This is a genomic window from Aquimonas voraii, assembly GCF_900101825.1.
Classification (GTDB): domain Bacteria; phylum Pseudomonadota; class Gammaproteobacteria; order Xanthomonadales; family Xanthomonadaceae; genus Aquimonas; species Aquimonas voraii.
Genome location: NZ_FNAG01000003.1, coordinates 108,435 through 120,946, shown reverse-complemented (window position 1 = coordinate 120,946; position 12,512 = coordinate 108,435). Strand labels below are relative to the sequence as shown.

The 12,512-nt window shown below is 68.7% G+C and carries 9 protein-coding genes; 3 read left to right on the top strand and 6 right to left on the bottom strand.

What is annotated here, in order from left to right; all coding sequences use genetic code 11:
• Positions 1–356: 356 nt before the first annotated feature.
• From purD to aceB, 5 genes are all read right to left on the bottom strand, one after another.
• On the bottom strand, positions 357–1,643 hold the full coding sequence (gene purD, locus BLP83_RS08120; protein WP_091241125.1) for a phosphoribosylamine--glycine ligase: 1,287 nt from the start codon (positions 1,641–1,643) through the stop codon (positions 357–359).
• A 158-nt stretch (positions 1,644–1,801) separates the two neighbouring features.
• A complete protein-coding gene (purH, locus tag BLP83_RS08115; RefSeq protein WP_091241122.1) occupies positions 1,802–3,373 on the bottom strand; it encodes a bifunctional phosphoribosylaminoimidazolecarboxamide formyltransferase/IMP cyclohydrolase in 1,572 nt (523 codons plus the stop codon).
• 84 nt (positions 3,374–3,457) lie between these two features.
• A complete protein-coding gene (locus BLP83_RS19000) occupies positions 3,458–3,748 on the bottom strand; it encodes a helix-turn-helix domain-containing protein (RefSeq protein ID WP_425388990.1) in 291 nt (96 codons plus the stop codon).
• Between the two features lie 297 nt (positions 3,749–4,045).
• Positions 4,046–5,350: an isocitrate lyase gene (gene aceA, locus BLP83_RS08105; RefSeq protein WP_091241119.1), complete on the bottom strand. Its 1,305-nt coding sequence runs from the start codon at positions 5,348–5,350 to the stop codon at positions 4,046–4,048.
• Between the two features lie 51 nt (positions 5,351–5,401).
• Entirely contained in the window at positions 5,402–7,000 is a 1,599-nt protein-coding gene (gene aceB / locus BLP83_RS08100; protein WP_245679987.1) for a malate synthase A, read from the bottom strand.
• A gap of 235 nt (positions 7,001–7,235) precedes the next feature.
• Between aceB and BLP83_RS08095 the strand changes: the two genes are divergently transcribed.
• On the top strand, positions 7,236–8,375 hold the full coding sequence (locus tag BLP83_RS08095) for an HD-GYP domain-containing protein (protein ID WP_143006609.1): 1,140 nt from the start codon (positions 7,236–7,238) through the stop codon (positions 8,373–8,375).
• Positions 8,376–8,565: 190 nt separating this feature from the next.
• Here BLP83_RS08095 and ltaE read toward each other — a convergent pair whose 3' ends face one another.
• Entirely contained in the window at positions 8,566–9,573 is a 1,008-nt protein-coding gene (gene ltaE / locus BLP83_RS08090; RefSeq protein ID WP_091241110.1) for a low-specificity L-threonine aldolase, read from the bottom strand.
• Positions 9,574–9,732: 159 nt separating this feature from the next.
• Between ltaE and BLP83_RS08085 the strand changes: the two genes are divergently transcribed.
• Complete coding sequence (locus BLP83_RS08085; RefSeq protein ID WP_218121223.1) at positions 9,733–11,181, top strand: alginate export family protein; 1,449 nt, start codon at positions 9,733–9,735, stop codon at positions 11,179–11,181.
• A complete protein-coding gene (locus tag BLP83_RS08080; protein WP_091241108.1) occupies positions 11,162–12,511 on the top strand; it encodes a serine hydrolase domain-containing protein in 1,350 nt (449 codons plus the stop codon). The genes BLP83_RS08085 and BLP83_RS08080 overlap by 20 nt, the downstream gene beginning before the upstream one ends.
• The last annotated feature ends 1 nt before the right edge of the window (position 12,512 follow it).

Genomic DNA, 12,512 nt, shown 5'->3' with positions numbered 1-12,512 from the left:
CGCTTCAGCTCTGCGCTCTTGCGGGCAGGAGCCCGCGCTCTTCCACGGGGCCCCTGGGGAGCGGCGGGAGGCGGTCGATCAGCCCGCAGGGTTGGCCGCAGGGATGCGGCCAAGGTTTTCGACAGGCCAAGGACGGCCTGTCCGAAAACCCCGATCGACTCACGCGAACCCTTCGCGCACGGATGCGCGAAGGGCGCGGACGAGGGGTGGCCTTTCTTTTGGTTACTTTTCTTTGGCCACTCAAAGAAAAGTGACTCGGGCCGGCCGAAGGACGGACCGAAAGCTCTTGCTCTTCGCTTCAAGCGACCAAGCGAAACCGGGGCGAGAGTCGAGCTCATGGTGGGCCGGGGCCCACCCTATGCCCGCTCGCGTGCAATCGCCCGATAGCCGATGTCGCGACGGTAGAAGCCGCCCTCGAAGCGGATGCCGCGGGCCACGCCGTACGCACGCTCCGCGGCCTCAGCCACGGTCGCGCCAAGCGCGCAGACGGTCAGCACACGGCCGCCCGAGGTCAGCACGCGACCCTCGGATTCGACCGTTCCGGAGTGGAACACCTGGGCATCCAGCGGCAGCGTGTTGTCAAGGCCCTGGATCTCGTCGCCGCCGCGCGGACGCGCGGGGTAGCCACCGGCCGCCATCACCACGCCCAGCGAGGGCCGCGGATCCCAGTCGACCTGGATCCGATCAAGGCGCGCATCGAGCGCGGCCTCGACGAGTTCGACCAGGTCCGAGCGCAGGCGCAGCATGATGGGCTGGGTTTCGGGGTCGCCGAAGCGCACGTTGAACTCCAGCACCTTGGGCGCGCCGGTCTTGTCGATCATCACGCCGGCATAAAGGAAACCGGTAAACGGCGCGCCTTCGGCGGCCATCGCCGCCAGCGTCGGCTCGATCACCTCGCGGCGGATGCGCGCATCGACCTCGGGCGTGACCACGGGCGCCGGCGAGTAGGCGCCCATGCCGCCGGTGTTGGGGCCGAGGTCGCCCTCGTCGCGGCGCTTGTGGTCCTGCGAGGTCGCCATCGGCTGGTAGTGCTGGCCGTCGCAGAGCGCGATATAGCTGGCCTCCTCGCCTTCGAGGAACTCCTCGATCACCACTCGCGCCGAAGCCTCGCCCAGCGAGTGCGCGCCGAGCATGTCGTGCAGGGCCTGCTCGGCATCCGCCAGCGTCAGCGCCACCACCACGCCCTTGCCGGCGGCCAGCCCATCGGCCTTGACCACGATCGGCGCGCCGACCTTGTGCAGGTAGGCCAGCGCGGGCTTCAGCTCAGTGAACACGCCGTAGTGTGCGGTCGGGATGTTGTGTCGCGCGAGGAAGTCCTTGGCGAAGGCCTTGCTGCCCTCGAGCTGGGCGGCGATGCGCTTCGGTCCGAAGCAGCGCAGGCCGGCAGCGCTGAAGCGATCGACCACGCCGGCCACAAGCGGCGCCTCGGGGCCGACCACGGTCAGGCCGATGCCCTCTTCCTTGGCCAGCTTCAGCAGGCCGTCGATGTCGGTCGCCGACACCGCCACGTTGCGGCAGCGCGGCTCGCGCGCGGTGCCGGCATTGCCGGGCGCCACCAGAACCTCGCTGACCTTGGGCGACTGCGCCAGCTTCCAGGCCAGCGCGTGTTCGCGGCCACCGCCGCCGATCACCAGAACCTTCATGCCGCTCTCCTCAAGTACGAATCAGTGTGGGCGCGAGGCCCGTGCGCGACGCTCTTGTTTTTGGCTTCGCTTGCTGGGAGCGAAGGCAGGTTGTTTGAGGGATTGAATGCTCGCGGCGAGCCCGCCCTCTCTCCCCCTTCGGGAGAGAGGCTCAACGATCAATGCCGGAAATGCCGCCGCCCGGTAAACACCATCGCCATGCCGTGCTCATCCGCCGCCGCGATCACTTCGGCATCGCGCATCGAGCCGCCCGGCTGGATCACCGCGGCGATGCCCGCAGCCGCCGCGGCATCGATGCCATCGCGGAAAGGAAAGAAAGCGTCCGAGGCCATGACCGAGCCGGGCACGACCAGTCCGGCTTCTTCCGCCTTGAGTCCGGCAATCTTCGCGCTGACCACGCGGCTCATCTGGCCGGCACCGATGCCGATGCTGCGCAGGTCGCGCGCATAGACGATGGCGTTCGACTTGACGTACATCGCCACCTTCCAGGCGAACAGCAGGTCGGCCAGCTGCTTCGCGTCGGGCTGTTTCTTCGTCACGCAGCGCAGGTCGGTGACGGTGAGCGCGTCGGTGTCGGCGTCCTGCACCAGCAGGCCGCCGTTGATGCGCTTGTATTCGAGGCCCATCGCTGCACCCGCGAGATCGCCGCAGGCCAGCACGCGCACGTTCGGCTTCTTCTTGAACTCGGCCAGCGCGGCCTCGTCCACGTTCGGCGCGATCACCACTTCCACGAACTGACGGCGCAGGATCTCGGCCGCCGTGGCCGCATCCAGATCACGATTGAAGGCGATGATGCCGCCGAAGGCCGAGGTCGGATCGGTCGCATAAGCCAGGTCATAGGCCGCGCCCAGCGACTCGGCCACCGCCACGCCGCAGGGATTGGCGTGCTTGACGATGACGCAGGCCGGCGCCTCGAACTGGCGCACGCATTCGAGCGCGGCATCGGCGTCGGCGAGGTTGTTGTAGGACAGCTCCTTGCCTTGCAGGAAGCGCGCGGTCGCAACGCGGCCCGCGCCGGCGTTCGGCTCCAGATACAGCGCGCCGCGCTGGTGCGGGTTCTCGCCATACCGAAGGCTGGCCGCGTGCTTGAGCGAGAGATGCAGGGTGCTCGGCCACTCGGCCGGCACCGCCACGTCGGCGGCACGTCGCGACAGCCACTCGGCGATGCGGCCGTCGTAGTGCGCGGTGTGGGCATAGGTCTTGGCGGCCAGCTCGCGTCGCAGCGCGGCGTCAGTGCCGCCGGCAGCGAGCGCGGCTTCGATGCGCACGTAGTCCGCGGGGTCCACCACCACGCTCACGCGCTCGTGGTTCTTGGCGGCGGCACGCAGCATGGCCGGGCCGCCGATGTCGATGTTCTCGACCGCATCCTCGTAGCTGCAGTCGGGCTTGGCGACCGTGGCCTCGAAGGGATAGAGATTCACCACCAGCAGGTCGATCGGCGCGATGGCGTGCTCGGCCATGACGTCGGCATCGATGCCCTCGCGGCCCAGCAGTCCGCCGTGCACGCGCGGGTGCAGGGTCTTGACGCGGCCGTCCATGATCTCGGGAAAGCCGGTGAGCTCGGAGACATCGCGCACGGCGAGCCCGGCCTCGCGCAGGGCGCACGCGGTGCCGCCGGTGGAGAGCAGTTCAACGCCAGCCTTGGCCAGCGCCTGGGCCAGCGGAATCAGCCCGGTCTTGTCGGAAACGGAGAGCAGGGCGCGGCGGATCGGTTGCAGCGAAGCGGTCATCGGTGGACTCGGCGGAAGGGAAAGGCGGGGGACCTTCGCGCCGCACCTCGATCGCGCAGCGCGTGAGGTGGATTCTGTGGGGTGTCAGGCCAGCCCGTATTGGCGCAGCTTCTTGCGCAGGGTGGCGCGGTTGATGCCCAGCACCTCGGCGGCGCGCACCTGCTTGCCCTCGCAGTGGCGCATGACCTCGGCCAGCATGGGCGCTTCGACTTCGGCCATCAGCAGGGCGAACAGGTCGCCGTTGGCGTGGTCGTCCATGTCCTTCAGGTAGCGCGCAACAGCGCGCGAGACTGCACTACGCAGCGGTGAACCGCTGGTGCCCTCGCCGTCGAGCGCCGCGTCCTGTCCGCTGCCCTGGTTGGACTCATTGCGCAAGGTGAGAAGGTTCACGGAAAGCTCCAGCAGCGGCACTCGACAAAACCGGCGGCAGGCCCGAACGCGCGGAGCGCGTGGGCAAGGTGGCTGTCGTGGGGGCCGTGGATTCTAGCAAGAGGAATCCGCCTGGGAAGTGTCTCGCAGCGCGATGTCCTGCGAATGTCCATGCGCGCGCGCCAGCGCATACGAATGCAAAGGGCGCCGCGAGGGCGCCCTTTGCCTTGCGCATCAGCGCGATGGGAAAACCTCTTGAGGCGCGTCACCGGGTCCGTTCAGGCGTCCGGCGAATGCGCCCGCTCAGGCCGCGTCGCGCTTCGCCCCATCGTGGAACTGCTCTTCCTCCGTGGAACCCTTGAGTGCCGTGGTCGAGCTCTGCCCGCCCTGGATGGTCTGGGTCACCGCATCGAAGTAGCCGGTGCCGACTTCGCGCTGATGCTTGACCGCGGTGAAGCCGCGCTCGGCGGCGGCGAACTCGGCTTCCTGCAGCTCGACGAAAGCGCTCATCTGGTTGCGTGCGTAGCCGTAGGCCAGGTTGAACATCGAGTAGTTGAGGCTGTGGAAACCCGCCAGGGTGATGAACTGGAACTTGTAGCCGTAGCTCGCGATTTCCTTCTGGAACTTGGCGATGGTGGCGTCGTCCAGGTTCTTCTTCCAGTTGAAGCTCGGCGAGCAGTTGTAGGCGAGCATCTTGCCCGGGAACTTCGCGTGGATGGCCTCGGCGAACTTGCGCGCGAATTCCAGGTCCGGCTTGCCGGTCTCGCACCAGACCAGGTCGGCATAGGGCGCGTACGCCAGGCCGCGGCTGATCGCCTGGTCGAGGCCATTGTGGGTCTTGAAGAAGCCTTCGACCGTGCGCTCGCCGGTGGTGAAGGGGCGATCGTTCGGATCGATGTCCGAGGTCAGCAGGTCGGCGGCTTCGGCGTCGGTGCGGGCGACGATCAGCGTCGGCACACCCATGATGTCGGCGGCCAGACGCGCGGCGTTGAGCTTCTCCACGGCCTCACGCGTGGGCACCAGCACCTTGCCGCCCATGTGGCCGCACTTCTTCACCGAGGCCAGCTGGTCCTCGAAGTGCACGCCGGCGGCACCGGCCTCGATCATCGCCTTCATCAGCTCGAAGGCATTCAGCACGCCGCCGAAGCCGGCTTCCGCATCGGCCACGATCGGCGCGAACCAGTCGATGTCGTCCTTGCCCTCGGCGTGGTGCAGCTGGTCGGCGCGGGCCAGGCAGTTGTTGATGCGCTTGACCACCTGCGGGACCGAGTTGGCCGGGTAGAGGCTCTGGTCGGGATACATCTCACCCGCGATGTTGGCATCAGCCGCGACCTGCCAGCCCGAGAGATAAATCGCCTGCAGGCCGGCCTTGACCTGCTGCATGGCCTGGTTGCCGGTGAGCGCGCCCAGCGCATTGACGAAGGGCATCTCGTGCAGCTGGCGCCAGAGGCGCTCGGCGCCGCGACGGGCCAGCGAGTGCTCGATGTGCACGGTGCCGCGCAGGCGCACCACATCGGCGGCGCTGTAGTTGCGCGTGATGCCCTTCCAGCGCGGATTGGTGTCCCAGTCGCGCTGCAGTTCTTCGGCGGTCGGCAGGTGATGGCTCATGGCGGTGTCCTTTTCGTATTCGCGGGGTCGGGGGTGTCGAAGCGGTACAGCTCAGGCGTGATCAAGGCGGCCATAGGCCGGCAGGGTGATGAAGTCTTCGAGGCTGTCGGCGCGGGTCAGCTCGGCCAGCAGCTGGGCAGCCTCCTTGAGGCGGCCCTGGCCGGGCAGGCCGCTGCGCGGCAGGCGCTGCTCGACCGTGCCGATCGCGCGCTCGAACAGCGCCATGTCGATGGGGTCGCCGTCATCGAAGCGCTGGTCGGGCGTATGCAGCCACTGCCAGAGCTGGGCGCGGCTGATCTCGGCGGTGGCGGCGTCTTCCATCAGGTTGTGGATGGGCACGCAGCCCATGCCGTCGAGCCAGGCCGCGAGGTAGCGCACGCACACGTCGATGTTGGCGTAGAAGCCTTCGCGGGTGATGGTGCCGATGCTGGGATGGATCAACAGGTCGCGATTGACCTGCACGTCGTCGCGGCGCACGTGCAGCTGGTTCGGCGTCGGCATGTGCTTGTCGAAGATCTCGCGCGCCACCGGAATCAGGCCGGGATGCGCGACCCAGGTGCCGTCGTGGCCGGCGGTGACCTCGCGCAGCTTGTCGGCGCGCACGCGTGCCAGGGCTTCCTCGTTGGCCACCGGATCACTCGGGATCGGAATCTGCGCGGCCATGCCGCCCATCGCATGCGCACCGCGGCGGTGGCAGGTCTGGATCAGCAGCTCGGAATAGGCCTTCAGGAACGGCACGGTCATCGTGACCTGGCTGCGGTCGGGCAGCACGCGGTCGGCGTGGCGGCGGAAGGTCTTGATGTAGCTGAAGATGTAGTCCCAACGCCCGCAGTTGAGGCCGACGATGCGGCAGCGCAGGGCGTGCAGGATCTCGTGCATCTCGAACACCGCCGGCAGGGTTTCGATCAGCACGGTGGCCTTCATGCAGCCGACCGGCAGGCCCAGGCGGTTCTCGACGAAGGCCATGGCCTCGTCCCACAGCGCGGCCTCCTCAAAGGCCTGCATCTTCGGCAGGTAGAAGTAGGGGCCGCGATCGCGTGCGTGCAGGCTGCGGCCGTTGTGGAACGCGAACAGGGCCATGTCGAACAGGCTGCCCGACATCGGCTGGCCGTCGACGCGGAAGTTGGCCTCGTCGAGATGCCAGCCGCGCGGGCGCACGATCAGGGTCGCCGGGCCTTCCGGCTTCAGCGCATAGCGCTTGCCCTCGGGGGAGGTGAATTCGATGGTGCCGGCGACCGCGTCCATCAGGTTGATCTGGCCGTCCAGCATGTTGCGCCGCGTCGGACTCGAAGAGTCTTCGAAGTCGGCCATGAACACCTTCGCGCCCGAGTTCAGCGCGTTGATGATCATCTTGCGGTCGACCGGGCCGGTGATCTCGACGCGGCGGTCCTGCAGGGCCTCGGGACTCGGCGCGACGGTCCAGTCGCTCTCGCGGATCTCGCGGGTCTCGGGGCGGAAGTCCGGCAGGGCGCCGGCATCGATCCGCGCCTGCCAGTCGCGACGTGCCTGCAGCAGACGCTGGCGGGTCGGCTCGAAGCGGCGGTGCAGGTCGGTGAGCAGGGCCACGGCCTCGGCCGTGAGCACGCGCTGCACCCGCGGATCGGCTTGGGCCTGCGTCGAAAAGCTCTGGGCGGCGCTGCTGGGGGCCATGGACATGCTCCGGCGTATCGTGGAGACCGACCTTATGCCGCAGCGCAGCGTTTGCACAGGCAAATGTTTCAATGTTTTGGATTATCAAATCAAATACTACGCCGTCATATCGCAGCAAGCCCCCTGAAATTCATCGACTTGTATCCGTCTCGCCATGGGCTGGCCTGGGGTTTGCATGGTCGGCTGCATCGATTTCGCCCCCGCGCAGGGGCGAAACACCCATCGGGAGAGCGGAATGCGGCCACTGCAGGAGGAGGACGTCGTCCTCGGCCGGCCCTTGGCGCAGGCGGTATACGACGCCGAGGGGCGACTGCTTCTGGAAGGCGGCCACATCGTCCGCAGTTCCAGCGTGCGCGGCGCCCTGCTTGAGCGCGGCTTCGTGCAGGAGACAGCCGCGCCAGTCGCCGAGCCAGAGCCCGACGCCTTCGGCGGTGCCCCGCTGGCGACCTCGCTGGCGATGCAGACTTCTGTGTTCGGGGGCCTGCGCGGCATCCTCGAAACCTTGATCGAGGTCCAGCAGCGCCTGTTGCGCGGCGACCCCCAGGGCCTCGCCGGATTGCGCCAGCTCAACGACCTTCTCGCGCGCTACGCGGACACCGATGTGGACGCAGCGATGGCGGCGATGCAGCTCAGCGACCCCGAAGACGGCCTCAGTGCACGCCCGATCCATGCCGCCCTGCTGGTGCGAGTGCTGGGCGGCGGCGCCGGGCTGGATGCCGACAGTATCCACAGCCTGTGCGGAGCAGCCCTGAGCCACGACCTCGCACTGCTGCCGGACGCGGCCGCCCTGCTCCGCCAAGATCCGCACTCCGGCGCGGTATCCGCCGTCGAGCTGCAGCAGCATCCGCTGCAGGCTGCCGCCCTGCTTGAGGCCGCCGGTCTGGACGATCCGCTCTGGCTGGACGCCGTGCTGCACCACCACGAGCGCCTTGACGGCAACGGCTACCCCCACCGGCTGGGGGCCGAGCGCATCGGCCGCGGCACCCGCGTGCTGACCCTGGTCGACACCTACTGCGCGATGATCCGACCGCGCGCCTACGGCGGCGCCGTGCAGTCGAAGGAGGCCCTGCGCGCCCTGTTCCTGGAGCGCGGCACCGCCGTCGACGAGGGCCTGACCGCGCTGTTCATCAAGCAGGTCGGCTTGTACCCCCCCGGCGGCATCGTGCGCCTGGCCAGCAACGAGGTCGCCATCGTCACCCGCCGCGGCGAGAACACGACCCAGCCGCAGGTGCGGCGCCTGCTGAAGTCGGACAGCACGCCGGACATCGACCGCATCGCCCGCGACACGGCCGATCCGCTCTACGCGATCACCGAATCCCTTCCGCAGGACAGCTACCGCGCTCTACTCCGCGGGATCGAGCGACTGTGGGACTGAGGCGAAGCCGAAGAATGCAAGGCTGCCGCGCGTCATGGCACGCGCGCCCGCGGATCAAGCAGGCGATGCCTGATCCAGCGCAAGCAAGCCCAAACGCCTGCAGGACGCGCGAAAACGGATCACGGCCAAGAGGGACTTGCTCCGTGTTGCCCTGAGGCACCCCGGACCGCAGGGCCGCTCACCCCGCAGCTCAGCCGACGGCGCGCTCGAAGGCCACCAAGACTGCAGCCACCGCAGCATCGTCGATGTCCAGATGCGTGGCGAGGCGGATACGTGGGCCGCCGACCGAGGCCAGGATGCCGGCTTCCCGCAGCACCGAACGCAGCGCGTCGAGCCGCGCCTCGGGCACCTGCACGAAGACGAGGTTGGTCGGCGTGGGCTCGACCACAAGCCCCAGGGCCTGCAGCCCGGCGGCGAGCTCGTCCGCGCGCCGATGGTCCTCGGCCAGCCGCTCGACGTGGTGATCCAGCGCATGGATGCAGGCCGCGGCCAGAATGCCCGCCTGTCGCCAGCCGCCGCCCAGCACCTTGCGCCAGCGCCGCGCCTTCTCGATCAATGCCGCGTCGCCGAGCAGCACCGACCCCACCGGCGCACCCAGCCCTTTCGACAGGCACACCGACACGCTGTCGAAATGCCGGGTGATCGCGGCCGCCGGTACGCCAAGCGCGACCGCCGCATTGAACAGGCGCGCGCCATCCAGATGCAGGCCCAGCCCGCGCGCATCGCAGAGCGCGCGCGCCTCGGTCAGGTAGTCCAGCGGCAGCGGCCGGCCGTGCCAGGTGTTCTCGAGGCAAAGAATCTTCGTGCGCGCGAAATGCGGATCGATCGGCTTGATCGCCGCACGCACGGAGTCCAGCGGAATCGAGCCATCGGCCGCCTGCGGCAGCGGCTGCGGCTGGATCGAACCCAGCACCGCGGCACCGCCGCCCTCGTACTTGTAGGTGTGCGCATCCATGCCGACGATGTATTCATCGCCACGCTCGCAGTGCGCCATCAGCGCAAGCAGGTTCGACTGCGTGCCCGAGGGCACGAACAGCCCGGCCTGGAAGCCCAGCAGGTCGGCGAGTTTGAGCTGCAGCGCGTTGACGGTTGGATCATCGCCATAGACGTCATCACCGACCTCGGCGGCCAGCATGGCCGCGCGCATCGCAGCAGTTGGGCGAGTGACGGTGTCGGAGCGCAGATCGATGGTTTTCATGGGGTCTGTTCTTGGGTCGCCGTTGACGCAGCATCAGCACAATCGACCCCTCGGCCCAGTGCCGATGGCTGGGCGCGCCGATGCCGCTCGCCGGCACCGGCGCCTCGCGACTATGCTTCCGCGCAGCACGCGCCTTGGCGATCGCACGGGAGAGTGGACATGGGCATCCCCAGCCGGCCGCGATTCGCACCGCTCCGTCGCCTGCGCAGTCTGCTCGTCGCGGTCTGCGCGCCCCTCTCGGCCGCCGCGCAGCCGCCGAACCCCACCACGACGGCAGACGGCCCGCCCCGCTACACGCTTGGCCTGCAGGCCGGCCTCAATGTCGTCGCCGAGCAGAACCTGTACTGGAACCTCGCCGACCGCTTTGCCGCGGACAGTGGCTTCGACAGCGATGCGCAATGGTTGGAGTGGCACCTGAAACCCAGCGTCGGCTTCGAGCTGTCGAGGGGTCGCTGGCGCGGGTTCGGCGCGCTGTCGGCGGTGGCGTCGGGCAGCCGCGGCACCGACGCCTATGCGGCCAGCAACGCGTCGGAGATCGACATCGAGGAGGCGCACCTTGGCGCGATCTGCAGTCTCGACACGGCGCGCTCACTGGAAGCCTCGCTCGGGCCGCGCGCGCTGAAGTTCGGCACCGGCATGCTGTTCTCGAACGGCGGCTCCAACGGCTTCGAGCGCGGCGCCTTGAAGCTCGGCCCGCGCAAGTCCTGGGACCAGGCCCCGCTGCTGCGACTGCACAGCGGCGCGCGCACCTACACCCTGACGCGTCTGTCGCCGAACGAACTGGACTCCGGCGACAACGACAATCGGGCCGTCGTACTCGATGGCCGCCACGACGGTCCCGACGGTGCCTACTTCGGCATCACCGCCGCCCGCGTCAGCCGCTCGCAATCACCCTATCCGCAGGCCGGCCCGCCCGGCGCTCCGCCTGCGGTGCTGCCTGGCGCTCGCCGGGGCCTGGAGCTGCTCGACGCCTACGGCCGCAGCCGGCCTTGGCACCTGGGCTCGGGCCAACTCGCGTTCACCGGTGAATGGGCGATCCAGCGCAATACGCACATCGATCTCGAAGCCTGGGCGGCACGCGTGCAGGCCGAATGGCGCTTCCCCGATGGCCGTGGCGCGCCGCGCCTGCTTGCGGGCATCCAACAGTTCAGCGGAGATGATCCGCGCACGGCCGCGCTTGAACGCTTCGACCCCCTCTTCTACGAAGGCTCACCTGCCGCCTGGGCGAGCGGCTCGAAGTCGGCGATGGTCTTCATCAACTCCAACCTGCGCGCCTACAACCTCGCCTTGACGTTGAGCCCAAGGCCGCGTGACACCGTGACCCTGCGCTACGCGCACGTCCGCGCACACCGATTGTTCAGCCCGCTGCAGTTCGGCCAGGCGACGCGTCCCGACTTCGCCAACGGCGCCTCCAACATCATCGCCGGAGTCACCGACCCGCACCTGTCGGACGATCTGTTCGTCGAATATCTGCGGATTGCCTCGCGCCAGCTGTACGTCGGCGCGGGGCTCAGCGTTTCGATACCTGGCCGTGGCATCCGCCTCGCCGCGGCTGACACTGTTCCCCGCTGGACTGGAGCCTATCTCAATGTCGTATTCAACTACTGATGCCCTGCGACGCTCCGCCGCCGCCCTGCTGTGGCTGGGCGTGTCGGCCGGCGCCATCGCGGCGGAAAGCACGGCGGCTCCGCGCCCGCCCGCGCTGAGCGCGGCGGAGTCCGACCCTCTGAAGCTGCAGTGGATGCAGGGCTTTCCGCCGCCCGCCGAACGGGTGATCGGCCAGCCGGACTCCAACTTCTTCTCATTCCCGAAGATGCGCTGGACGGTCTGCCACTTCCGCGAGCTGCTGCCGACCCGGCAGGTCAGCCGTGGCTTGGGACCGATTCGCGCGCTTCCGCGCGCGATCGATCCCGGCATCGACGCGGTCAGCTTCCAGCCGACCGGCAGCGATCGCTCCATGACCTGGCGCGAGTCGCTGGAAGCCAACTACACCGACGGGCTGGTGATCCTGCACAAGGGCCGCATCGTGTACGAACACTACGCCGGTTGCCTGCGCGAGGACGGCCAGCACGGCGCGATGTCGGTGACCAAGTCCGTGACCGGCCTGCTCGCCGAGATTCTGGTCGCCGAAGGCAAGCTCGACCCGACGGTGCGTGTCGACAGCCTGGTGCCCGAACTTGCCGGCAGCGCGTTCGGCGACGCCAGCCTGCGCCAGCTGATGGACATGACCACCGCCCTCGACTACAGCGAGGACTACGCCGACCCCAAGGCCGACGTGTGGATCTACAGCGCCGCCGCGAGCCCGCTGCCCAAACCCGCCGACTATGTCGGGCCGGTCGGCTATTTCGACTATCTGCGCACGGTGCGCAAGGCGGGCGAGCACGGCGAGATCTTCGGCTACAAGACGGTCAACACCGACGCACTGGGCTGGGTCGTCGCGCGCGCATCCGGCCAGTCCGTGTCCGACCTCGCGTCGACGCGGCTGTGGCGACGCCTGGGCATGGAGCAGGACGCCTACTACACGGTGGACTCCCTGGGCACGCCTTTCGCCGGCGGCGGACTCAGCGCCGGCCTGCGCGACCTCGCGCGGCTGGGTCAGGCGGTGCTCGACGAAGGACGCGTCGACGGCGAACAGATCTTTCCGGCACAGGCCGTGCGCAGCCTCCGCGCTGGCGGCGATCGCGAGGCCTTCGCCCGCGCCGGCTATGCCGCGCTTGCCGGCGGCAGCTACCGCAGCATGTGGTGGGTGTTCCACAACCCGCATGGCGCCTTCGCCGCACGCGGCGTGCACGGCCAGACCCTCTACATCGACCCGACCGCGCGCATGGTGATCGCCCGCTTCGCCTCGCATCCCGTGGCCGGCAACAGCGCCAACGACCCGACCTCGCTGCCGGCCTACCAGGCCGTCGCCGAGTACCTGATGCAGGCTTCGCGCTAGC

Bases quoted from the DNA above. Each gene is read 5' to 3' on its own strand.
- purD (WP_091241125.1), bottom strand. From the start codon at position 1,643: ATGAAGGTTCTGGTGATCGGCGGCGGTGGCCGCGAACACGCGCTGGCC.
- purH (WP_091241122.1), bottom strand. From the start codon at position 3,373: ATGACCGCTTCGCTGCAACCGATCCGCCGCGCCCTGCTCTCCGTTTCC.
- aceA (WP_091241119.1), bottom strand. From the start codon at position 5,350: ATGAGCCATCACCTGCCGACCGCCGAAGAACTGCAGCGCGACTGGGAC.
- aceB (WP_245679987.1), bottom strand. From the start codon at position 7,000: ATGGCCCCCAGCAGCGCCGCCCAGAGCTTTTCGACGCAGGCCCAAGCC.
- BLP83_RS08095 (WP_143006609.1), top strand. From the start codon at position 7,236: ATGCGGCCACTGCAGGAGGAGGACGTCGTCCTCGGCCGGCCCTTGGCG.
- ltaE (WP_091241110.1), bottom strand. From the start codon at position 9,573: ATGAAAACCATCGATCTGCGCTCCGACACCGTCACTCGCCCAACTGCT.
- BLP83_RS08085 (WP_218121223.1), top strand. From the start codon at position 9,733: ATGGGCATCCCCAGCCGGCCGCGATTCGCACCGCTCCGTCGCCTGCGC.
- BLP83_RS08080 (WP_091241108.1), top strand. From the start codon at position 11,162: ATGTCGTATTCAACTACTGATGCCCTGCGACGCTCCGCCGCCGCCCTG.